The sequence below is a fragment of the Streptomyces sp. NPDC056883 genome, from assembly GCF_042788835.1.
Taxonomy (GTDB): domain Bacteria; phylum Actinomycetota; class Actinomycetes; order Streptomycetales; family Streptomycetaceae; genus Streptomyces; species Streptomyces stoeckheimensis.
In genome coordinates, this window is record NZ_JBHUBS010000023.1 from 62,373 (window position 1) to 84,417 (window position 22,045).

At 70.9% G+C, this 22,045-nt stretch carries 21 protein-coding genes, 5 tRNA genes and 1 pseudogene; 22 read left to right on the forward strand and 5 right to left on the reverse strand.

Features of this window, described 5'->3' with window-relative positions; translation table 11 throughout:
- The first annotated feature begins 76 nt into the window (after window positions 1-76).
- The 8 genes from ACFRU2_RS36560 to ACFRU2_RS36595 all read left to right on the forward strand — a co-directional run bounded on the left by ACFRU2_RS36560 (window position 77) and on the right by ACFRU2_RS36595 (window position 3,836).
- Complete coding sequence (locus ACFRU2_RS36560; protein ID WP_382980434.1) at window positions 77-865, forward strand: fumarylacetoacetate hydrolase family protein; 789 nt, start codon at window positions 77-79, stop codon at window positions 863-865.
- Window positions 858-2,333, forward strand: a complete 1,476-nt coding sequence (gene gltX, locus ACFRU2_RS36565; protein ID WP_382980436.1) for a glutamate--tRNA ligase — start codon at window positions 858-860, stop codon at window positions 2,331-2,333. The genes ACFRU2_RS36560 and gltX overlap by 8 nt, the downstream gene beginning before the upstream one ends.
- A 192-nt stretch (window positions 2,334-2,525) precedes the next feature.
- Entirely contained in the window at window positions 2,526-3,254 is a 729-nt protein-coding gene (locus tag ACFRU2_RS36570; protein ID WP_382980438.1) for an HAD family hydrolase, read from the forward strand.
- A gap of 86 nt (window positions 3,255-3,340) precedes the next feature.
- Window positions 3,341-3,412 (forward strand) — tRNA-Gln (locus ACFRU2_RS36575).
- Window positions 3,413-3,438: 26 nt separating this feature from the next.
- Window positions 3,439-3,511, forward strand: a tRNA-Glu gene (locus ACFRU2_RS36580).
- A 61-nt stretch (window positions 3,512-3,572) separates the two neighbouring features.
- A tRNA-Glu gene (locus ACFRU2_RS36585) sits at window positions 3,573-3,645 on the forward strand.
- Window positions 3,646-3,669: 24 nt separating this feature from the next.
- A tRNA-Gln gene (locus ACFRU2_RS36590) sits at window positions 3,670-3,741 on the forward strand.
- A gap of 22 nt (window positions 3,742-3,763) precedes the next feature.
- Window positions 3,764-3,836, forward strand: a tRNA-Glu gene (locus ACFRU2_RS36595).
- Window positions 3,837-4,001: 165 nt separating this feature from the next.
- Here ACFRU2_RS36595 and ndgR read toward each other — a convergent pair.
- A complete protein-coding gene (ndgR, locus tag ACFRU2_RS36600; RefSeq protein WP_112450208.1) occupies window positions 4,002-4,718 on the reverse strand; it encodes an IclR family transcriptional regulator NdgR in 717 nt (238 codons plus the stop codon).
- A gap of 184 nt (window positions 4,719-4,902) precedes the next feature.
- Here ndgR and leuC point away from each other — a divergent pair, with 184 nt between their 5' ends.
- From leuC to ACFRU2_RS36620, 4 genes are all read left to right on the forward strand, one after another.
- Complete coding sequence (gene leuC, locus ACFRU2_RS36605; protein WP_382980441.1) at window positions 4,903-6,327, forward strand: 3-isopropylmalate dehydratase large subunit; 1,425 nt, start codon at window positions 4,903-4,905, stop codon at window positions 6,325-6,327.
- A gap of 5 nt (window positions 6,328-6,332) precedes the next feature.
- Complete coding sequence (leuD, locus tag ACFRU2_RS36610) at window positions 6,333-6,926, forward strand: 3-isopropylmalate dehydratase small subunit (RefSeq protein WP_243337738.1); 594 nt, start codon at window positions 6,333-6,335, stop codon at window positions 6,924-6,926.
- 137 nt (window positions 6,927-7,063) lie between these two features.
- Window positions 7,064-7,291: a hypothetical protein gene (locus tag ACFRU2_RS36615; protein ID WP_382980443.1), complete on the forward strand. Its 228-nt coding sequence runs from the start codon at window positions 7,064-7,066 to the stop codon at window positions 7,289-7,291.
- Between the two features lie 145 nt (window positions 7,292-7,436).
- Window positions 7,437-8,117 carry an HU family DNA-binding protein gene (locus ACFRU2_RS36620; protein WP_266881319.1) on the forward strand — a complete coding sequence of 227 codons (681 nt, stop codon included), beginning with the start codon at window positions 7,437-7,439 and terminating at the stop codon, window positions 8,115-8,117.
- Between the two features lie 299 nt (window positions 8,118-8,416).
- Here the strand turns inward: ACFRU2_RS36620 and cofC are convergent.
- Window positions 8,417-9,016: pseudogene (gene cofC / locus ACFRU2_RS36625) on the reverse strand (2-phospho-L-lactate guanylyltransferase); the annotation flags it as partial.
- Window positions 9,017-9,256: 240 nt separating this feature from the next.
- Between cofC and ACFRU2_RS36630 the strand changes: the two are divergent.
- Genes ACFRU2_RS36630 through ACFRU2_RS36640 form a run of 3 tightly spaced genes read left to right on the forward strand, consistent with a single transcriptional unit; the run spans window position 9,257 to window position 12,213 of the window.
- Window positions 9,257-10,009, forward strand: coding sequence for a lysophospholipid acyltransferase family protein (locus ACFRU2_RS36630; RefSeq protein WP_382980445.1), 753 nt, complete (start codon window positions 9,257-9,259; stop codon window positions 10,007-10,009).
- Complete coding sequence (locus ACFRU2_RS36635; RefSeq protein WP_382980447.1) at window positions 10,006-11,016, forward strand: NAD(P)H-dependent glycerol-3-phosphate dehydrogenase; 1,011 nt, start codon at window positions 10,006-10,008, stop codon at window positions 11,014-11,016. The genes ACFRU2_RS36630 and ACFRU2_RS36635 overlap by 4 nt, the downstream gene beginning before the upstream one ends.
- 39 nt (window positions 11,017-11,055) lie before the next feature.
- A complete protein-coding gene (locus ACFRU2_RS36640) occupies window positions 11,056-12,213 on the forward strand; it encodes a D-alanine--D-alanine ligase family protein (protein WP_382980449.1) in 1,158 nt (385 codons plus the stop codon).
- Window positions 12,214-12,348: 135 nt separating this feature from the next.
- Here ACFRU2_RS36640 and ACFRU2_RS36645 read toward each other — a convergent pair whose 3' ends face one another.
- Complete coding sequence (locus ACFRU2_RS36645) at window positions 12,349-12,843, reverse strand: DUF3515 domain-containing protein (protein ID WP_382980451.1); 495 nt, start codon at window positions 12,841-12,843, stop codon at window positions 12,349-12,351.
- Between the two features lie 23 nt (window positions 12,844-12,866).
- Window positions 12,867-13,100, reverse strand: a complete 234-nt coding sequence (locus ACFRU2_RS36650; protein WP_214947835.1) for an Lrp/AsnC ligand binding domain-containing protein — start codon at window positions 13,098-13,100, stop codon at window positions 12,867-12,869.
- 245 nt (window positions 13,101-13,345) lie between these two features.
- On the opposite strand from ACFRU2_RS36650, the gene ACFRU2_RS36655 reads away from it, so the two are divergent.
- Window positions 13,346-14,329 carry a thiamine-phosphate kinase gene (locus ACFRU2_RS36655; protein ID WP_382980453.1) on the forward strand — a complete coding sequence of 328 codons (984 nt, stop codon included), beginning with the start codon at window positions 13,346-13,348 and terminating at the stop codon, window positions 14,327-14,329.
- Window positions 14,326-15,162, forward strand: coding sequence for a bifunctional hydroxymethylpyrimidine kinase/phosphomethylpyrimidine kinase (gene thiD / locus ACFRU2_RS36660; RefSeq protein ID WP_382980455.1), 837 nt, complete (start codon window positions 14,326-14,328; stop codon window positions 15,160-15,162). The genes ACFRU2_RS36655 and thiD overlap by 4 nt, the downstream gene beginning before the upstream one ends.
- Before the next feature lie 131 nt (window positions 15,163-15,293).
- Here the strand turns inward: thiD and rpmB are convergent, their stop codons facing one another.
- Complete coding sequence (gene rpmB, locus ACFRU2_RS36665; RefSeq protein WP_073911113.1) at window positions 15,294-15,479, reverse strand: 50S ribosomal protein L28; 186 nt, start codon at window positions 15,477-15,479, stop codon at window positions 15,294-15,296.
- 243 nt (window positions 15,480-15,722) lie between these two features.
- On the opposite strand from rpmB, the gene ACFRU2_RS36670 reads away from it, so the two are divergent.
- From ACFRU2_RS36670 to ACFRU2_RS36690, 5 genes are all read left to right on the forward strand, one after another.
- A complete protein-coding gene (locus ACFRU2_RS36670; RefSeq protein WP_382980457.1) occupies window positions 15,723-17,390 on the forward strand; it encodes a DAK2 domain-containing protein in 1,668 nt (555 codons plus the stop codon).
- A 26-nt stretch (window positions 17,391-17,416) separates the two neighbouring features.
- On the forward strand, window positions 17,417-19,648 hold the full coding sequence (recG, locus tag ACFRU2_RS36675; protein ID WP_382980459.1) for an ATP-dependent DNA helicase RecG: 2,232 nt from the start codon (window positions 17,417-17,419) through the stop codon (window positions 19,646-19,648).
- A gap of 62 nt (window positions 19,649-19,710) precedes the next feature.
- Window positions 19,711-20,289 (forward strand): 16S rRNA (guanine(966)-N(2))-methyltransferase RsmD, encoded by a 579-nt coding sequence (rsmD, locus tag ACFRU2_RS36680; protein ID WP_382980461.1) that lies wholly within the window; start codon window positions 19,711-19,713, stop codon window positions 20,287-20,289.
- Window positions 20,290-20,318: 29 nt separating this feature from the next.
- Complete coding sequence (gene coaD, locus ACFRU2_RS36685; RefSeq protein WP_266960063.1) at window positions 20,319-20,798, forward strand: pantetheine-phosphate adenylyltransferase; 480 nt, start codon at window positions 20,319-20,321, stop codon at window positions 20,796-20,798.
- Between the two features lie 118 nt (window positions 20,799-20,916).
- Entirely contained in the window at window positions 20,917-21,951 is a 1,035-nt protein-coding gene (locus ACFRU2_RS36690) for a cell division initiation protein (RefSeq protein ID WP_382980463.1), read from the forward strand.
- Window positions 21,952-22,045: the final 94 nt, after the last annotated feature.

Sequence of the window (22,045 nt, forward strand, 5' to 3'; positions counted from 1 at the left end):
GGCGTCGGCCCCCACCGCGTTAGCCTGGAGTCCGCAGACTCCAGCCAGCGGAAATACAGAGGGGCAGACGCAACACGTGCGCATCGCCAGGTTCTCCATCGACGGCAATGTCGCGTTCGGCGCGGTCGAGGGCAGCACTGCCCCCGGCGCCGAAGGTGAGCTCGTCCTCGACATCATCAAGGGCATCCCGTTCGCGGACTTCGAGCTCTCGGGCACGAAGGTCCCGCTGAACAAGGTGCGGCTGCTGCCGCCCGTGCTCCCGAACAAGGTCGTGGCCATCGGCCGCAACTACGCGGAGCACGCGGCGGAGCTCGGCAACGAGGTCCCGGACGCGCCGATCACCTTCTTCAAGCCCTCCACCTCGGTGGTCGGCCCCGGCGACCCGATCGCGTACCCCTCCTTCTCCCAGGACCTCCACCACGAGGCGGAGCTCGCCGTGGTCATCGGCCGCATGTGCCGCGAGGTCCCGCGCGAGCGCGTCAAGGACGTCATCCTCGGCTACACCTGCGCCAACGACGTCACCGCGCGCGACGTCCAGCAGCGCGAGAAGCAGTGGGCCCGCGCCAAGGGCTTCGACAGCTCCTGCCCCCTCGGCCCGTGGATCGAGACCGATCTGGACCCGAGCGACCTGACCATCCAGTGCACCGTCAACGGCGAACAGCGCCAGCTCGGCCGCACCAGCGACATGGTCCGCTCCATCGAGGACCTCATCGTGCACATCACCGAGGCCATGACGCTGCTCCCGGGCGACGTCATCCTCACGGGGACCCCGGCCGGAGTCGGCCCCCTGAACGTCGGCGACGAGGTCGCCGTCACCATCGAAGGCATCGGCACTCTCACCAACAAGGTGATCAAGCGTGGCTAACGCGACCCCCCGCGTACGTTTCTGTCCGTCCCCGACCGGCAACCCCCACGTGGGTCTGGTCCGCACGGCCCTCTTCAACTGGGCGTTCGCCCGCCACCACGGCGGTACGTTCGTCTTCCGCATCGAGGACACCGACGCGGCCCGCGACTCCGAGGAGTCCTACGGCCAGCTGCTCGACTCGCTGCGCTGGCTCGGCTTCACCTGGGACGAGGGTCCCGAGGTCGGCGGCCCGCACGCCCCGTACCGCCAGTCCGAGCGCATGGACATCTACAAGGACGTCGCGCAGAAGCTCCAGGACGGCGGCTACGCCTACCACTGCTACTGCACCACCGAGGAGCTGGACGCCCGCCGCGACGCGGCCCGCGCCGCCGGCAAGCCCTCCGGCTACGACGGCACCTGCCGCGAGCTCTCGGACGAGCAGAAGGCCGCGTACGAGGCCGAGGGCCGCACCTCGATCGTCCGCTTCCGGATGCCCGACGAGCCGATCACCTTCACGGACCTGGTCCGCGGCGAGCTGACCTTCACCCCGGACAACGTGCCGGACTTCGGCATCGTCCGGGCCAACGGCGCCCCGCTCTACACGCTCGTCAACCCGGTCGACGACGCGCTGATGGAGATCACCCACGTCCTGCGCGGCGAGGACCTGCTGTCCTCCACCCCGCGCCAGATCGCGCTCTACGGGGCCCTGATCGAGCTCGGCATCGCCAAGGCGGTGCCGGCCTTCGGCCACCTGCCGTACGTGATGGGCGAGGGCAACAAGAAGCTCTCCAAGCGCGACCCCGAGGCCTCGCTCAACCTGTACCGCGAGCGCGGCTTCCTCCCCGAGGGCCTGCTGAACTACCTCTCGCTCCTCGGCTGGTCCTTCTCCAAGGACCAGGACATCTTCTCGATCGAGGAGATGGTGGAGAAGTTCGACATCCCGGACGTCAACGCCAACCCGGCGCGCTTCGACCTCAAGAAGGCCGAGTCGATCAACGCCGACCACATCCGGCTGCTCGACCCGAAGGTCTTCGCGGACCGCTGCGCCCCGTGGCTCCAGGCCCCGCACGCCAACTGGGCGCCCGAGGACTTCGACACCGCCGCCTGGGAGCGCATCGCGCCGTACGCCCAGACCCGCCTGACGGTCCTCTCGGACATCACGGCCAACGTCGACTTCCTGTTCCTGAAGGAGCCGGTCGAGGACCAGGCCTCGTGGGACAAGGCGATGAAGGGCGAGCCCGCGGCCCTGCTCACCACGGCCCGCGAGAACCTGGCCGCCGCCGACTGGTCGGACCCCGAGTCCCTCAAGCAGGCCGTCCTCACCGCCGGCGAGGCCCACGGCCTCAAGCTCGGCAAGGCCCAGGCCCCGGTCCGCGTCGCCGTCACCGGCCGCACGATCGGCCTGCCGCTCTTCGAGTCCCTCGAAATCCTGGGCAAGGACCGCTCCCTGTCCCGCATCGACGCCACCCTGGCGAAGCTCAACGCCTGACCCGCACTCCCCCGCAGGGGCGGCAGCCGACCCGGCTGCCGCCCCTGCGGCGTTGTAGGTGCCCACGGGCCGGGTGGTCGCCTGCGACCCGTTCGCGCACCTGGGCTCGGGTGACGCCGGCGCCTTCACCCTTCCTCACGGACTTCTTCGTCGTGCCCACGGGCGACGAGGCCTCGGCGTAGGGTCGGCCGTATGGCGATCCGTGCGGTGCTCTGGGACATCGACGACACCCTTTTCGACTACACCGGGGCCGACCGGGCCGGGCTCGCGGCGCACCTGGTCGCCGAGGGGCTCGCGGAGCGGTACGGGGCTCCGGCCGAGGCGCTCGCGCTGTGGCGGCGGATCACCGACCGGCACTGGGAGCGGTTCGCGGCCGGGGAGGGCACCTTCCAGGGGCAGCGCCGGGACCGGGTGCGGGAGTTCCTCGGGCAGCCCGCCCTGACCGACGCACAGGCCGACGACTGGTTCGAGCGGTACGTGGAGCACTACAAGGCCGCCTGGGAGCTGTTCCCCGACGTGGTGCCCGTCCTGGACGCCCTGGCCGGCGGCTACCGCCACGGGGTGCTCTCCAACTCCTCCGTGGCCAACCAGGACCCCAAGCTGCGCCACCTCGGCCTGCGCGACCGCTTCGAGGTCCTGGTGTGCGCCGTGGAGCTGGGCGTCAGCAAGCCCGAGGCCGGCGCCTTCCTCGCCGCGTGCGCCGAGATGGGGCTGGAGCCGGGGGAGGTGGTCTACGTCGGAGACCAGCCCGAGATCGACGCGCGAGGCGCCCGTGACGCCGGTCTGACGGCCGTGTGGCTCGACCGCGACGGATCGCGCGGCCCCGGACCGGAGGGCGTGCACCGGATCGCCGGACTCGACACGCTCCCGCAGGTGCTGGCCGGGGATACCCGTTTTGGAGCACGGTCAGGCATCCGGTAATGTTCTTTCTGCGCCGCCCGAGCGGGCCGAAAGGCCGGGCCGGAGGCGCTAACCGAACGAAAGTCCCTCAGGGTCTTGAGTTTTGGTGGGCTATAGTGTAATTGGCAACACGAGGGTTTCTGGTTCCCTTATTCTAGGTTCGAGTCCTGGTAGCCCAGCGCAGTGCAGTAGTAACGCAGTGCTTGCCCCCGTTGTGTAGCGGCCTAGCACGCCGCCCTCTCAAGGCGGTAGCGCCGGTTCGAATCCGGTCGGGGGTACAGATCCTTCCCGCGAGATCTCCAGGGTCGCACCCGGATGTTTTGATGCAGGATCGCTAGGGCCCCCGTTGTGTAGCGGCCTAGCACGCCGCCCTCTCAAGGCGGTAGCGCCGGTTCGAATCCGGTCGGGGGTACGGTGTCTAGCTGGTCTAGACCTTTGGGCTATAGTGTAATTGGCAACACGAGAGTTTCTGGTTCTCTTATTCTAGGTTCGAGTCCTGGTAGCCCAGCGCAGTACCGCAGTAACAGCTAGCCCCCGTTGTGTAGCGGCCTAGCACGCCGCCCTCTCAAGGCGGTAGCGCCGGTTCGAATCCGGTCGGGGGTACGCACAGAAGAGGCCCTCCGCGTTCATCGCGGAGGGCCTCTTCGCTGTTTCCGGACAGGCGGACGCATGAGAACGGGCCCGGTGGCGCGTGTGCGGACGTGTGCGGCGTCTCACGCGCCTCCGGGCCCGGAGGGAAGGGTGGGAGGGTCTGCGACGGGGAGGTGCTCAGCTGGAGCGGCGCAGGGCCTCGGTCAGTCGGGCGGCCGCGTCGATGACGGCCTGGGCGTGCATGCGCCCCGGGTGACGGGTCAGGCGCTCGATCGGCCCGGAGACCGATACGGAGGCCACCACGCGGTTCGAAGGGCCGCGCACCGGCGCCGAGACGGAGGCCACGCCGGGCTCCCGCTCGCCGATCGACTGCGCCCAGCCGCGACGCCGTACGCCCGAGAGCGCCGTCGCCGTGAAGCGCGCACCCTGCAGGCCGCGGTGGAGCCGCTCGGGCTCCTCCCAGGCCATCAGGATCTGCGCGGCCGAGCCGGCCTTCATCGGGAGCGTGGAGCCCACCGGGACGGTGTCCCGCAGGCCCGACAGCCGCTCGGCGGCTGCCACGCAGATGCGCATGTCGCCCTGACGCCGGTAGAGCTGCGCGCTCTCTCCCGTCACGTCCCGGAGGTGGGTGAGCACCGGTCCGGCCGTGGCCAGCAGGCGGTCCTCGCCGGCCGCGGCGGCGAGCTCCGCCAGCCGCGGTCCGAGGATGAACCGGCCCTGCATGTCCCTCGCCACCATCCGGTGGTGTTCCAGTGCCACGGCAAGGCGATGTGCCGTGGGTCGTGCGAGCCCTGTCGCCGCGACCAGCCCGGCGAGGGTGGCCGGACCGGACTCCAGTGCGCTCAATACCAGAGCTGCCTTGTCGAGAACGCCGACGCCGCTAGAGTTGTCCATGAAACGATATTCGCGTCTCACACTGTGAAACGCAAGTTCAATTTTTCCAAGAACCAGCGAGTCTGTATGTGCGGGTCCACGAACCACTGGGTCCGAGCCGTCGTCCGGGACGTGGGGTACGGACGATCAGGCGCACAAGATCTCTATCAAGCGCCGGCACAACCGGCCGGCCGGAGGGAAAGCGATGGGTAGGACACTCGCGGAGAAGGTCTGGGACGACCATGTCGTCCGGCGCGCCGAAGGCGAGCCCGACCTCCTCTTCATTGATCTGCACCTGCTGCACGAGGTGACCAGCCCGCAGGCCTTCGAAGGGCTGCGCCAGGCCGGCCGCAAGGTCCGACGCCTCGACCTCACCATCGCGACCGAGGACCACAACACCCCCACCATCGACATCGACAAGCCGATCGCGGACCCGGTCTCCCGGGCCCAGCTGGAGACGCTGCGGTCGAACTGCGCCGAGTTCGGTGTGCGCCTGCACTCGCTGGGCGACGTCGAGCAGGGTGTCGTCCACGTCGTGGGACCGCAGCTGGGTCTGACCCAGCCGGGCACCACGGTGGTCTGTGGTGACTCGCACACCTCCACGCACGGCGCCTTCGGCGCGCTGGCGTTCGGCATCGGCACCAGCCAGGTCGAGCACGTGCTGGCGACCCAGACGCTGCCGCTGGCCCGCCCCAAGACGATGGCGATCACCGTCACCGGCGCGCTGGCCGAGGGCGTCACCGCCAAGGACCTGATCCTGGCGATCATCGCCAAGATCGGCACCGGCGGCGGCCAGGGCTACATCCTGGAGTACCGCGGCGAGGCCGTCGAGAACCTGTCGATGGAAGCCCGCATGACCATCTGCAACATGTCGATCGAGGCCGGCGCCCGCGCGGGCATGATCGCCCCCGACCAGACCACCTTCGACTACCTCGAGGGCCGCGACCACGCCCCCACGGGCGAGGACTGGGACGCGGCGGTCGCGTACTGGAAGACCCTGCGCACCGACGACGACGCCGTCTTCGACGCCGAGGTCGTCATCGACGGCGCCACGCTGTCGCCGTTCGTCACCTGGGGCACCAACCCCGGCCAGGGCGCGCCCCTGTCGGCGAACGTCCCCGACCCGGCTTCGTACGAGGACGCTTCGGAGCGCAACGCCGCCGAAAAGGCCCTGGAGTACATGGGGTTGACCGCCGGGCAGCCGCTGCGCGACATCAAGGTCGACACCGTCTTCGTAGGTTCCTGCACCAACGGCCGCATCGAGGACCTGCGCGCCGTCGCAGGGATCATCGAGGGCCGCAAAGTCGCCGAAGGCGTACGGATGCTGGTCGTCCCGGGCTCGGTCCGCGTCGCCCTGCAGGCCGTGTCGGAGGGCCTGGACAAGGTCTTCAAGGAGGCCGGCGCCGAATGGCGGCACGCGGGCTGCTCGATGTGTCTGGGCATGAACCCCGACCAACTGGCGCCCGGTGAGCGCTCCGCGTCCACCTCCAACCGCAACTTCGAGGGCCGGCAGGGCAAGGGCGGGCGTACCCACCTGGTCTCCCCGCAGGTGGCTGCCGCCACCGCCGTGCTGGGCCACCTGGCCTCGCCCGCCGACCTGTCCGACGCCAACGCGACCGCCGGAGTCTGAGAACGATGGAAGCCTTCACCACCCACACCGGCCGGGCCGTCCCGCTGCGCCGCAGCAACGTCGACACCGACCAGATCATCCCGGCCCACTGGCTGAAGAAGATCACGCGCGACGGTTTCGAGGACGGGCTCTTCGAGGCCTGGCGCAAGGACCCGGAGTTCATCACCAACCGCCCCGAGCGCGCCGGTGCGACCGTCCTGGTCGCCGGTCCCGACTTCGGCACCGGTTCCTCGCGCGAGCACGCCGTCTGGGCCCTGCAGAACTTCGGCTTCAAGACGGTCATCTCCTCCCGCTTCGCCGACATCTTCCGCGGCAACTCGCTGAAGAACGGTCTGCTGACCGTGGTCCTGCCGCAGGAGACCGTCGAGCAGCTGTGGAAGCTGACCGAGGCCGACCCCACCGCCGAGATCACGGTCGACCTGGTCGACCGCCAGGTCCGAGCCGAAGGCGTCGTCGCGGAGTTCGAACTCGATGACAACGCCCGCTGGCGGCTGCTGGAGGGGCTGGACGACATCTCGCTCACCCTTCAGAACGAAGCGGACATCGCCACGTACGAAAGCGTCCGACCGGCCTTCAAGCCGCGCACGATTCAGGCGTGATTCCGGCCTGAGCAGCGCTTATTCGCCTTAGGGTGATCACATAGGCAACACTGTGCCCCCTGCCATCCGGCAGGGGGCACAGTCGTGTGTTGAGGCCCCGTGAGGCGACAACTCGCCCCAGATGGCACAATCTGTGCATGGAACGCGACAGTCAACTTGAGCTCTACGGACTTGTCGCCGACCGATTGAAAGAAGCACACACAAGGGTGCGCACACTGCAAGTCCCGGAGGGCGTAAGGATGGCGCTGACCCGGAAGCTGTTGGTCGTCACGGCCGCGGCGAAGCACGATCTCGCCGATGCGGCAGTGCGCCTGGACAGGTTGATGAAGGACCTCGACGAGGGTCGATTCCCTGAAGGCGACTGATGCGAAGGAACTCCGTAACGGCCTACAACGTTGCGGCACTAGGGTGATAAGCCCGTTTCGTGTTTGATTTGCGGTATATATCCGCCTAACGTGCGAAATAAGCTTGAACACATTCGTTCTGGCGAAGTCTCCGAAGGGGAAGACGTTGAACAAGGCGCAGCTCGTAGAAGCGATTGCCGACAAGCTGGGCGGCCGTCAGCAGGCCGCGGACGCCGTCGACGCGGTACTGGACGCCATCGTCCGCGCGACCGTCGGGGGCGACCGGGTCTCGGTCACGGGCTTCGGCTCGTTCGAGAAGGTCGACCGCCCGGCCCGCTACGCCCGTAACCCCCAGACGGGTGAGCGCGTCCGGGTCAAGAAGACCTCCGTTCCCCGCTTCCGTGCGGGTCAGGGCTTCAAGGACCTGGTCAGCGGCACCAAGAAGCTCCCCAAGGGCGGCGAGGTATCGGTGAAGAAGGCGCCCAAGGGCAGCCTCACCGGTGGCGCTTCGGCGACGGTCAAGAAGGCCGCCGCGAAGAAGGCCGCACCCGCCAAGAAGGCCGCTGCCGCCGCCAAGACCACGGTCGCGAAGAAGACCACGGCCAAGAAGGTCACCGCCACCGCCAAGAAGACGGTCGCCAAGACCGCCGTGGCGAAGAAGGCGGCACCCGCGGCGAAGAAGGCCACGGTCAAGAAGGCTGCGGCGACGGCGAAGAAGACCACCGCCACCGCGAAGAAGACCGCCCCGGCGGCCAAGAAGGCCACCGCGGCGACGAAGGCGCCCGCCAAGAAGACGGCGACGCGCAAGGCCACCGCGAAGAAGACCACCGCCCGCAAGACCAAGTAGGGCAACGAGTCACACACGCCGGGCCGGTTTCCCCACGGTGGGGAAACCGGCCCGCGGTGCGTGGAGGCTCCCTGGTGGTGGGAGGTCCGGGGTCAGAAGGTCTGCAGCGTGACCAGGGTGATCCGCAGGCCCGCGCCCTCGCCGTCCGTCTCGATCCGGACCCGCTGCCCGGGACGCAGCAGCCGCAGGCCGCCGGCGTCGAACGCCGGGGCCTCGAAGGGCACCGGGGTGCCGTCGTCCAGCAGCACACTGCCGCTGCGGGTCTGGGTGTCGTACGTGTACGCGGTCGCCTGCATACGGGCACTGTATCGGGCCGTATGGCGCCCCACACCAAGGGCCAGGACCGTGCGCAGATCCGCCCCCGTGTCCACGTCCCGGCGGATGCTCTCGACGCCTGCGAGAGCCATTTCCACCGCCCCCGAGGCCGAATGCCGGGCCCGTGAGGGGCCACCGAACGAGGGCGCCAATTCCACGTCCGGAGCAGCGGAAAGCAGGGTCGTCCCGATTCCCGCCGCATCCGCCAGAAATGCCCGGGGAAATGCCGAAGCGGTATCGAGCACGCGTAGCAATTCGGGTGGCCGCAGCGCCGGCAGATCCGCGTTCATCGCGGCCACCGCCGCCCCGGGCCTGCCCGCCCGTATCTGCCGCGCCCCGTGGGCCAGCGCGGCGTTGAGCCCGGCCGCCGGGGAGTCCGGCACGATCCGGGCCCCCAGTCGCGCCAGTTCCGCACCGGCCGCCGGATCGTCCGTGACGACCACCACATCCGCGACCGCCGTGCAGGCCAGCGCCCCTGCGACGGTGTCCAGCGCGAACGCCAGGGCGAGCCCCGGCCGGGACGCTCCGACGGCCGGCGCGAGGCGGCTCTTGGCCACCGCGAGCGGCTTCAGCGGGACGACCAGACTCCAGACGGCGTTCGTGGCGGACCCCTTCCCTCCGGCACGCTCGCGCGCCGCTCAGACCATGTACGGGTCATGACCAGGTCATGCGGAGCCCCATTGTCACCTCATGCCGGGCCACCCGGGGCCGGGTCCGGGTGTCCGGGGCGTACGGTGTTCTCGACAGAGACCGGACCCGGGGCCCACACTTGTCCGGCCCCGAGGTGCCCAAGCCGCGCACCGGTCCTAGAGGAAGGTGTCCGAGTGTCCCGCCGCAGAATCGGCTTCTGGTACCGCCTTGCGGCGGCCATCGCGAAACCGCCGCTGGTAGTGCTCTTCAGGCGGGACTGGCGGGGAATGGAACACATTCCGTCCGAGGGCGGATTTATCACCGCCGTCAATCACAACTCGTATCTGGACCCGCTGTCCTACGCGCACTTCCAGTACAACACCGGCAGGGTGCCCCGATTGCTCGGCAAGGCGGCCCTCTTCGAGGTCCCCATTGTCGGAGCGATCCTGCGCGGCTCCGGCCAGATCCCCGTCTACCGGGAGTCCACCAACGCCCTGGACGCATTCCGGGCCGCCGTGGACGCGATCGAGCGCGGCGAATGCGTGGCCTTTTACCCGGAAGGCACCCTCACCCGGGACCCCGACATGTGGCCGATGGCCGGCAAGACCGGCGCCGCCCGCGTGGCGCTGATGACCAGGGCCCCGGTCATTCCGGTGGCCCAGTGGGGCGCGAATCTCGCGATGCCGCCCTACGCCAAGGAGAACAAGGTCAACCTGTTCCCGCGCAAAACCCTCCAGGTCCTCGCCGGGCCGCCCGTGGACCTCTCCGCGTACTACGACCGGGAACCCACCCCGGACGTGCTCAGGGAGGTCACCGAGGTCATCATGGCGGCCATCACCAAGCTGCTGGAGGAACTGCGGGGCGAGAGCGCGCCCCCGCAGCCGTACGACCATCGCAACGCCAGGGCTCAGCAGCGGCGCAGGGCCGCAGGGGAGGGCAACAAGTGACACGTCCCGTGAAGGCAGCCGTATTCGGAACCGGCTCCTGGGGCACGGCCTTCGCCATGGTCCTCGCCGACGCCGGCTGCGAGGTGGTCCTGTGGGGCCGCCGCCAGGAGCTCGTCGACGCCATCAACAGCGGCCGGACCAACCCGGACTACTTCCCCGACGTCGAACTCCCCGCGAACATCCGCGCCACCAACGACCCGGCCGAGGCCGCGGCCGGCGCCGACTTCACGGTCCTCGCCGTCCCCTCGCAGACCCTGCGCGGCAACCTCGCCGCCTGGGTGCCGCTGCTGGCCCCCGAGACCGTGCTCGTCTCCCTGATGAAGGGCGTCGAACTCGGCACCGCCAAGCGGATGAGCGAGGTCATCGAAGAGGTGGCCAAGGTCCCCGCCGAGCGCATCGCGGTCGTCACCGGACCCAACCTGGCCCCCGAGATCGCCGCCCGCCAGCCCGCCGCCTCCGTGGTCGCCTGCGTGGACGAGGCCGTCGCCCAGCGCCTCCAGGCCGCCTGCCACACCCCGTACTTCCGCCCGTACACGAGCACCGACGTCATCGGCTGCGAGCTCGGCGGCGCCGTCAAGAACGTCATCGGCCTCGCCGTCGGCATCGCGGACGGCATGGGCCTCGGCGACAACACCAAGGGCTCGCTCATCACCCGCGGCCTCGCCGAAGCCACCCGCCTGGGCCTGGCGATGGGCGCCGATCCGCTCACCTTCTCCGGACTCGCGGGCCTCGGCGACCTCGTCGCCACCTGCTCCTCGCCGCTCTCCAGGAACCACACCTTCGGCACCAACCTGGGCCGCGGGATGACCCTGGAGGAGACCATCGCGGTCACCAAGCAGACCGCCGAAGGCGTCAAGTCCTGCCAGTCCGTGGCCGATCTGGCCCGCCGCCACGGAGTGGACATGCCGATCACCGACACGGTCGTCGACATCGTCCACCACGGCAAGCCCACCCTGGTCGCGCTCAAGGAACTCATGGGACGCAGCGCCAAACCGGAACGGCGCTGACTGCTTTCCGGACGCTTGAGCGGGTACCCTCGTGGCGATATGAGCAGCGAGAACCTCCCCCAGACCCCTGAGCAGCAGGGCCGCAAGCCCCGCGTGGCCGTCGTGTTCGGCGGCCGCAGCTCGGAACACGCCATCTCGGTCGTCACCGCGGGCGCCGTCCTGCGGTCCATCGACCGCTCCAAGTACGAGGTGCTGCCCATCGGCATCACCACGGACGGCCGGTGGGCGCTGACCGCCGACGAGCCCGCCCGGATGGCCATCTCCGGCGGCGAGCTCCCCAACGTGGGGCAGCTCGCCGAATCCGAGGACGGCGCCGTCGTGCTCTCCGTCGACCCGGCCAGCCGCGAGGTCGTCTACACCGAGCCGGGCGCCGTCCCCAAGGCGCTGGGCGAGGTCGACGTGGTCTTCCCCGTCCTGCACGGCCCGTACGGCGAGGACGGCACCCTCCAGGGCCTCCTGGAGCTCTCCGGCATCCCGTACGTCGGCTCGGGCGTCCTCGCCTCGGCCGTCGGCCAGGACAAGGACTACATGAAGCGGGTCTTCACGTCCTTCGGGCTGCGCGTCGGCCCGTACGTGACCATCCGCCCCCGCGAGTGGGAGAACGACCGCGAGGGCGCCCTCGCCCGCATCGCGGACTTCGCCGGCGAGCACGGCTGGCCGCTGTTCATCAAGCCCGCCCGCGCCGGCTCCTCGATCGGCATCACCAAGGTCGACGACCCCTCCGGGCTCGACGGCGCGATCCGCGAGGCCCGCCGCCACGACCCGAAGATCATCGTGGAGGCGCTGCTGCGCGGCCGCGAGATCGAGGTCGGGGTCCTGGAGTTCGAGGACGGTCCGCGCGCGAGCGTGCCCGCCGAGATCCCGCCGGTCTCCAGCCACGACTTCTACGACTTCGAGGCCAAGTACATCGACTCCGCCTCCGGACTCGTGCCCGCCCCGCTCACCCCGGAGCAGACCGCCGAAGTGCAGAAGCTCGCGATCGAGGCCTTCGACGCCGCGTCCTGCGAGGGCCTGGTGCGCGCCGACTTCTTCCTCACCGAGGACGGCGAGTTCGTCATCAACGAGATCAACACGATGCCGGGCTTCACCCCGATCTCCATGTACCCGCGCATGTGGCAGGAGTCGGGCATCGAGTACCCGGAGCTGGTGGACCGCCTGATCCAGGCCGCCCTGCGCCGCTCCACCGGACTGCGCTGACCCCGTAGCGAACCCCGCCACGAAGCTCCGTACGCGAAAGAGGACCGCCTGCCGCCCCTCGTAAGAGGAGGGCGGCGGGCGGTCCTCTTCCGCGCGGGCGGGCCGGGGAGGCCGACGAGAAGGCCGGTACGGGGGTCAGTACGAGGCGACGCCCACCGGAACGGTCTTGGCGATCGAGGCGGACAGGCCCACCAGCATCCCCGCATCCGTGGCATGCTCCTTGTCGACCCGGACCTCCGTGTACGCCAGCCGACTCCCGGTGGTGAACCGGAAGCCGCCGTCGTCCAGCTTTTCCAGGAGCCAGCCGACACCGTTCACGTCGACGCCCTCCGCCTTGTCGTCCAGCATCTTGGCGGGCCGGGGGATACCGCACCGCAGTACGATCGCCGAGCCACCCCACGCGGCGGTCAGGTCCGACTCCGGCAGCGCCGGGGTCCGGGCCAGCGAGGCCACCGTTTCCGGGAGCTCTTTGTGCAGCGCCGCACAGAGACCCGCGACATCGGCGGGCGGAGCGGACGGCGGATCCACCCGTGCCTCGGAATCACCCGGGGAACAGCCCGCGAGGGCCGCCGAGGCGGCCAGCGCGGTCAGTGCGGCGAGCAGAGAGAAGGGCCGGCGGTGTCGTGACATCACCGGCCAAGAGTAGACGGGGGCTACAGATGGACGACCGGGCAGGTCAAGGTGCGGGTGATCCCCTCCACCTGCTGGACCTTGGCCACGACCATGCGGCCGAGCTCGTCCACGGTGTCGGCCTGGGCGCGCACGATCACGTCGTACGGGCCGGTCACGTCCTCGGCCTGGATCACCCCCGCGATCTGCGCGATGGACTCGGCGACGAACGACGCCTTGCCCACCTCGGTCTGGATGAGGATGTACGCCTGTACCACGGAACCTCCAGGGCGGCCACGAGGATCATTTCCCCTACCCTTCGGGTGGGCCCGGGGATGACGGGTGGGCCCGGGGAAGAAGGGACGCCACGGTACCGCGTTGCCGAGCGCCGCGGGGAGACCCGCGGGTCCGGCTCCACGCACAGCGGGGCGTACGGAGAGCAGAAGTTGACGTATCTGTTGACGGTACCCAGAGCTGTGACGGCTCGCGACCGCAAGCGGACTGGGCAAGAAGGGGCACAGCGATGAAGGGCACTGTGGGCGAGCTGGGGGAGTTCGGGCTCATTCGGGAGCTCACCTCACGGCTCACCACCACCCCGGCGGTCCGGGTCGGCCCGGGCGACGACGCCGCGGTGGTGTCGGCCCCCGACCGGCGGGTCGTGGCGAGCACGGACATCCTGCTGGAGGGCAGGCACTTCCGGCGCGACTGGTCCACGGCCTACGACGTCGGCCGCAAGGCCGCCGCGCAGAACCTCGCGGACATCGCCGCCATGGGCGCGGTGCCGACGGCGCTGCTGCTCGGCCTCGTCGTCCCGGCGGAGCTGCCGGCCACCTGGCCCACCGAGCTGATGGACGGCATCCGCGACGAATGCCAGGTCGCCGGCGCGGCCGTGGTCGGCGGCGACGTGGTCCGCGGCGACGTCATCACCGTGGCCATCACGGCCCTCGGCGACCTGCGCAACCACGAACCCGTGCTGCGCTCCGGCGCCCAGCCCGGCGACGTCGTGGCCGTGACCGGCTGGCTCGGCTGGTCCGCGGCGGGCTTCGCCGTGCTCTCGCGCGGCTTCCGCTCGCCGCGGGCCTTCGTCGAGGCCCACCGGCGCCCCGAGCCGCCGTACCACGCGGGCCCCGCGGCCGCCGGACTCGGCGCCACCGCCATGACCGACGTCAGCGACGGCCTGATCGCCGACCTCGGGCACATCGCCGAGGCCAGCAAGGTACGGATCGACCTGCGCTCGGCGGCCGTCGACATCCCGACGCAGATGCACGACATCGGCCAGGCCGTCGGCGTGGACCCGCTCCAGTGGGTCCTCACCGGGGGAGAGGACCACGCGATCGTGGCCACCTTCCCGCCGGACGTGAAGCTCCCGGCCCGCTGGAAGGTCATCGGCGAGGTCCAGAACCGCTCCGCGCTGCCCCAGGTGACCGTCGACGGCGTCCCCTGGGCCTCCACCGGCGGATGGGACCACTTCGGCGGCGACGCGGCTGCCGAGGACACCCCGCGATGAGCGGTCCGCTCGGCGCGACGGGCCCCTCCCGGGGCCGGCCGCACCCGCCGCTGTGCCTGACCGTCGCCGGATCCGACTCCGGCGGCGGCGCCGGCATCCAGGCCGACCTCAAGACCATGCTGGCGCTCGGGGTCCACGGGATGAGCGTGGTGACCGCCGTGACCGCGCAGAACTCGCTGGGCGTCAAAGGCGTCTGGGAACTGCCCGCGGAGGCCGTGAAGGGCCAGTACAGGGCCGTGGTGGACGATATCGGCGTCCAGGCCGTGAAAACGGGAATGCTGTCCTCCGCCGCCCTCGTGGAGACGGTGGCCGAGCTGCTCGCCGCAACAGCCGCCCCGGCCGTCGTGGACCCGGTCGGCGTCTCCAAGCACGGGGACGCGCTCCTCGCCGCCAGCGCACTGGACGCCGTACGGGGAGAACTGCTGCCCCGGGCCACGGTCGCCACGCCGAACCTGGACGAGGTGACCCAGCTCACCGGAGTCGTCGTGGAGACCGAGGACGACATGCGCCGGGCCGCCGACGCGGTCCTCGCGTACGGGCCCGCCTGGGCGCTGATCAAGGGCGGCCACCTCGCCGCCCACGGGGACGAGGCCGTGGACCTCCTCACGGACGGCACCGACGAACGCTGGCTGCGCGCCCCGCGCCACGACAACCGGCACACCCACGGCACCGGCTGCACGCTCGCCAGCGCGATCGCGGCGGGCCTGGCCAAGGGCCGGACCGTCCCGGAGGCCGTCACCGAGGCCAAGGAGTACGTCACCGGAGCCATCGCCGCCGGGTTCGCCCTGGGCGCGGGCATCGGACCGGTGGACCACGCGTGGCGGTGGCGCTGACACACGACGGAGCCCCCGGGAACGGATTCCCGGGGGCTCTGTCGTTTACAGGATGCAGAATGCAAGAGGCCGGTCCACAGGTGGACCGGCCTCTTTGGCAACCAGAAAGGGCTGCGCTACGACGGAAGGCGTCAGCGCGAGACCTTGCCGGCCTTGATGCACGAGGTGCAGGCGTTGAGGCGCTTCGGCGTCCCATTGACCACGGCACGGACACGCTGGATGTTCGGGTTCCAGCGACGCGAGGTGCGGCGGTGCGAGTGGGAAATGCTGTTGCCGAAGCTCGGCCCCTTGGCGCAAACGTCGCAGTTGGCAGCCACAGGTCACTCCAAAGACTTCAGATGCACTTACAGTGAATCCCGGCGCACCGGTATCAGGGATCTGAAGTGGTTTGCCGGGGGGAATGGCCCGACTCTCATCGGGCAACCGGAGCAGCATACAACGCCTGCCTCGGTCCAAGAAAACTACCATGTCCACGGCCACCCCCGCCCCGGGGTCCCGCCCGCCCGGCAGTCCTTCGTTACCCTGCGGTGAACCCTGGCCCGCACAAGGAGGAACGCCCGGTGGCGCACCAGCCTCAGCCGTACCCCCTGAACGCCGAAGCGGTACGCACCTGGAGCTCGCTGGCCCTGGCCGCACTGGGTCGGGCCCGCGAGGACATCGACGCGATCAACGTCTATCCCGTCGCCGACGCGGACACCGGCACCAACCTCTACCTGACCGCCGAATCGGCCGACCGCGAGCTCGCGGACCTCCTCGCCGGAGTGACGGACGGCACAGCCGCACCCTCCCTCCCCGAGGCCGTACGGGCCTTCGCGCACGGCGCCCTGATAGGCGCCCGGGGCAACTCCGGGACGATCCTCGCGCAGCTGCTGCGCGGAGTGGCCGACGTACTCGGCGAGGAGCCCGACGGACCCGCCGGGCCCGAGGGGCGCGACCCCGCGCGGCTGCTCGCGCAGGCGCTGACCCGGGCCGCCGAGGAGGCCTACCGGGCCGTCGCGCACCCGGTGGAGGGCACCATGCTCACCGTCGCCACCGCCGCCGCCAAGGCCGCCGAGACCGCCGCCCGGGCCGCCGAGACCGCCGCCGACGTGGCCGGGGCCGCCTACGACGGAGCCCGCGCGGCCCTCGCGGAGACCCCGGGGCAGCTGGCCGCGCTCGGGCGGGCCGGAGTGGTCGACGCCGGGGGCTGCGGACTGGTCGCCGTACTCGGGGCCCTGTGGCAGGCGCTGTCCGGGCGGGAGCCCGCGCCCGAACCGGTACGCGGCCGGGCCGTGCCCGTCCCGAGGCCGCCGGAGCCCTGCGCCGAGGAGGAGCAGCACGGCGGACCCGCCTACGAGGTGATCTACCTGCTGGAGGCCGCCGAGACGGAGGTCGACCGGCTGCGCACCCGGCTCGACGCCCTCGGGGACTCCCTCGTGGTGGTCGGCGGCGACGGCCTGTGGAACGTCCACGTCCACGTCGACGACCCCGGCGCGGCCGTGGAAGCCGCCGTGGTCGCCGGGCGGCCGTACCGGATCCGCATCACCCACTTCGGCGACGAACGCCGCCGGGCCCGCGGCGAGCGCTCCCAGCGCGCGGTCGTCGCCGTGGTCCAGGGCGAGGGGCTGGCCGGGCTCTGCGGAGAGGCGGGCGCCACCACCCTCCTCGCCCGGCCCGGGGAACCGCCGGCCGTCGCCGAACTGGCCGACGCCATCCGCGAGGCGCACGCCCGCGAGGTCGTCCTGCTCCCGAACGGCGCCGAACTGCGCGCCGTCGCGGCAGCCGCCGCCCGGCAGGCGCGCGCCGAAGGCGTACGGGTCGCCGTGATCCCCACCCGCTCCGAGGTCCAGGGCCTGGCCGCGCTCGCCGTGCACGACCCGGACGGCACCTTCGACGAGGACGTGGTCGCCATGACGGCGGCCGCCGGAGCCACCCGCTACGGCGAACTCGCCGTCGCCGAACGGCAGTCCTTCACCTCGGCCGGCATCTGCCAGGCCGGCGACGTGCTCGGCCTCATCGACGGCGACGTGGCCGTCATCGGCACGGGCCTGGCCGAGACCGCCGAGGCCGTCCTGGCCCGCATGCTCGGATCGGGCGGCGAACTGGTCACCCTCGTCCTGGGCCCCGAGGCGCCGGACGCGCTGGCCGAGCGCCTGGAGGCGTACGTCCAGCACGGCCACCTCGCCGTGGACACCGTCACCTACCAGGGCGGCCGCTGGTCCGCCCCGCTGCTCATCGGGGTGGAATAGCCGGGTTGTCGGCGCCATGGTGTGCAATGGAACACGTGCCCGCGCTCGACGAAGACCTCAAGAAGACCCTCGGCCCCGCCACCGCGAAGGTGCTGGCCGAGCAGCTCGGCCTGCACACGGCCCTGGACCTGCTCCACCACTACCCCCGGCGGTACGCGGAGCGGGGCGAGCTGACCTCGCTGGCCGAACTCGCCGACCAGGTCGACGAACACGTCACCGTGGTCGCACAGGTCGCCGACGCGCGGCTGCTGACGTACCAGGGCAGCCGGGGCGGCGGAAAGCGCCTCGAAGTCACCATCACCGACGGCAGCGGACGGCTCCAGCTCGTCTTCTTCGGCTCCGGCGTCCACAAACCGCACAAGGAACTGCTGCCCGGCAGCCGCGCGATGTTCGCGGGCAAGGTCGGGATGTTCAACCACAAGCTCCAGCTCGCCCACCCCGCCTACGAGCCCCTCGGCGCGGACGCCTCCGACCGGGACGCGGCCGCCGCCTTCGCGAGCCAGCTCATCCCGATCTACCCGGCCTGCGCGAAGCTGGAGTCCTGGAAGATCGCCAAGTGCGTGGACGCGGTGCTCCCCACGGCCCAGGAGGTCGTCGACCCGCTGCCGCCGGCCCTCCGGGAGGACCGCGGACTGGTCCCGCTCACCGAGGCCCTGCTGAAGATCCACCGCCCGGTCACCAAGGCCGACATCGAGGACGCCCGCGGCCGCCTCAAATGGGACGAGGCCTTCGTCCTCCAGGTCGCCCTGGCCCGCCGCCGGCACGCCGACTCCCAGCTCCCGGCCGTACCCCGCCGCCCCACGCCCGGCGGCCTCCTCGAATCCTTCGACGCCAAGCTCCCCTTCACCCTCACCGAAGGCCAGCGGACCGTCTCCAAGGAGATCTTCGACGACCTCGCCACCGACCACCCCATGCACCGCCTCCTCCAGGGCGAGGTCGGCAGCGGAAAGACCATGGTCGCCCTGCGGGCCATGCTCGCCGTCGTCGACTCCGGCGGGCAGGCCGCCATGCTCGCCCCCACCGAGGTGCTCGCGCAGCAGCACCACCGGTCCATCACCGAGATGATGGGAGAGCTCGCCGAGGGCGGCATGCTCGGCGGCTCCGACCGGGGCACCAAAGTGGTCCTGCTCACCGGCTCGATGGGGGTGCCCGCCCGCCGTCAGGCGCTGCTCGACCTGATCACCGGCGAGGCCGGCCTCGTGATCGGCACGCACGCGCTGATCGAGGACAAGGTGCAGTTCCACGACCTCGGCCTGGTCGTCGTCGACGAGCAGCACCGCTTCGGCGTGGAACAGCGCGACGCGCTGCGCTCGAAGGGCAAGCAGCCCCCGCACCTGCTCGTCATGACCGCCACCCCGATCCCGCGGACGGTCGCCATGACCGTCTTCGGCGATCTGGAGACCTCCGTACTGGACCAGCTCCCCGCCGGCCGCTCCCCGATCGCCACCCACGTGGTGCCGGCCAAGGACAAGCCCCACTTCCTGGCCCGGACCTGGGAGCGGGTCCGCGAGGAAGTGGAGAACGGACACCAGGCGTACGTGGTCTGCTCGCGCATCGGCGACGGGGAGGACGAGAACGGCAAGGGAGCCAAGGGAGCCAAGGGCGCCAAGAAGAAGGCGGCGGCCGAGGACGACGGTGACAGGCGGCCCCCGCTCGCGGTGCTGGAGATCGCCGAGCAGCTCACCCGGGGCCCCCTCGCCGGACTGTCCGTCGAGGTGCTGCACGGGCGGATGGACCCCGCCGACAAGGACGACGTGATGCGCCGCTTCACCGCGGGCGAGGTCAAGGTGCTGGTCGCCACCACCGTCATCGAGGTCGGCGTGAACGTCCCCAACTCCACCGTCATGGTCATCATGGACGCGGACCGCTTCGGCGTCTCCCAGCTCCACCAGCTCCGCGGCCGCGTCGGCCGCGGCTCCGCCCCCGGGCTGTGCCTGCTGGTCAGCGAGATGCACGAAGCCAGCCCCGCCCGCGCCCGGCTCGCCGCCGTCGCCGCCACCCTGGACGGCTTCGAGCTCTCCCGCATCGACCTGGAGCAGCGCCGCGAGGGCGACGTGCTCGGCCAGGCCCAGTCCGGTGTCCGCTCCAGCCTGCGGATGCTCGCGGTGATCGAGGACGAGGAGGTCATCACCCAGGCCCGGGAGGAGGCCACCCGCGTGGTCGCCGCCGATCCCGAGCTCGCGGAGCTGCCGGGCCTGCGGACCGCCCTGGACGCCCTGCTGGACACCGAGCGGGAGCAGTACCTGGAGAAGGGGTGACGGGCACGACCTATCGTTGGAGGCCTGCACCATCCTCCGCCCCGCTCACCGAAGGACCCCAGATGACCCGCGTGATCGCCGGAAGCGCAGGCGGGCGACGCCTCGTCGTACCGCCCGGCACCGGCACCCGCCCGACCTCGGACCGGATGCGCGAAGGCCTCTTCTCCACCTGGGAGTCGCTGCACGGAGTCGAGGGAGCCCGCGTCCTCGACCTCTACGCCGGTTCCGGCGCCGTCGGCCTGGAGGCGCTCTCCCGCGGCGCGGCCCACGCGCTGCTGGTCGAGCCCGACGCCAAGGCCGCCAAGGCGATCAAGGAAAACATCGCGTCGGTCGGCCTGACCGGCGCCGAATTCCGGTCCGGCAAGGCCGAGCAGATCGCGGCCGGCGCCGCGCACGGGGACCCGTACGACGTGGTCTTCCTGGACCCGCCGTACGAGGTGGAGCACGCCCACCTGTGCGAGATCCTCCTCACACTCCGGTCCAATGGCTGGCTCACGGACGACGCGCTCGTCACCGTGGAGCGCAGGACCCGCAGCGGGGCCTTCCCGTGGCCGGACGGCTTCGAGCCGCTGCGCTCCAGGAAGTACGGCGAGGGCACCCTTTGGTACGGTCGCGCCGCTTCCATCAGCGAAGAGTCATGAAGCCCGCACCCGGGAACGAGGGAATGCAGTTGCGCCGCGCCGTCTGTCCGGGGTCGTTCGACCCCATCACCAACGGACACCTCGACATCATCGGCAGGGCCTCCCGGCTCTACGACGTGGTCCACGTCGCCGTGATGATCAACCAGTCCAAGCAGGGACTCTTCACCGTCGAAGAGCGGATCGAGCTGATCCGCGAGGCGACCGCCGGCTACGGCAACATCGTCGTCGAGTCCTTCCACGGGCTCCTCGTGGACTTCTGCAAGCAGCGGGAGATCCCGGCCATCGTCAAGGGTCTGCGCGCCGTCAGCGACTTCGACTACGAGTTGCAGATGGCCCAGATGAACATGGGCCTGTCGGGCGTCGAGACGCTCTTCGTCCCGACCAACCCCACCTACAGCTTCCTGTCCTCCTCCCTGGTCAAGGAAGTGGCGGCCTGGGGCGGAGACGTCGCCCACCTGCTGCCCGCGCACGTGCACGCCGCGCTGCTGGAGCGGCTGGCCGAGCGCTGACCCCGCCCGCCGGCGCCCGCTGACCGGGTGTCGGCCGGTGTCGGCTCCGGGGCCGGTGGCCTTACAGTCGTCCCGTCCGTCTCGGGAACCGCCCGGGGCCGAGAGAGTGCGAGCACCCATGGACGTGCAGAAGAAGCTCGACGAGATCGTCGCGGCCGTCGGCAGCGCCCGGTCCATGCCCATGTCGGCCTCGTGCGTGATCAACCGCGCCGAGCTGCTCGCCCAGCTCGAAGAGGTCCGCAAGGCGCTGCCGGGCTCGCTCGCACAGGCCCAGGAGCTCATCGGCGGCCGGGAGCAGATGGTCGAGGAGGCCCGCCGCGAGGCCGACCGGATCATCGAGTCGGCGCACGCCCAGCGCGGTTCGCTGATCTCCGACACCGAGGTCGCGCGGCGCTCCCAGGACGAGGCGGACCGGATCCTGGCGGAGGCCCGCCGCGAGGCGGACGAGGTCAAGGCCGAGGCCGACGACTACGTCGACAGCAAGCTCGCGAACTTCGAGGTCGTGCTCACCAAGACCATCGGCTCGGTGGACCGCGGCCGCGAGAAGCTGCTCGGCCGCGGGCCCGGACTGGACGACCAGGGCTACCCGGACGCCGAGGCCCCCGAGCGCAGCCACGACCCGGAGACGCAGCGCCGGCAGGCGGACGACTACGTGGACACCAAGCTGGCGACCTTCGAAGCAGTGCTCTCCAAGACCCTGGAGGCCGTCGGCCGGGGCCGCCAGAAGCTCCTCGGCCGCGTGGCCACCGACGATCTCGGCGCGCACATGGCCGCCCAGGACGCGGCGGGCCACCAGCAGTCGCGCTCCTCGAGCGACGCGGACTTCCTCGCGGGGCTGGCCGAGCCGCAGGCGCCGCTGATCCCCGCACAGACGCAGGCCCAGCCGGAGCCGCAGCCCTCGTACGACGCCTATGCCTACCAGCAGCCCGTCCAGCAGGACGCGTATGCCTACCAGGACCCGTACTCCGGCTACCAGCAGGTCCAGCAGCAGCCCGACCCCTACGCGGTCTCGTACGAGCAGCAGCAGCCCGACCCCTACGGCGGCTACCAGCAGCCCGTGCAGGACCAGCAGGCGGCGCTCGACGAGACCAGCTTCTTCGACACGGGCATGATCAATCTGGACCAGCTGCGCCAGTACGAGCAGGGTCGCTGAGCTCGCCGCGGACCTGGATTGGGCTCAGAGCGAAGCGGCGGGTATCCTGGCTCTTCGGTCGCGCGTATGCACCGCGATCCATGCTGCCCCTAAG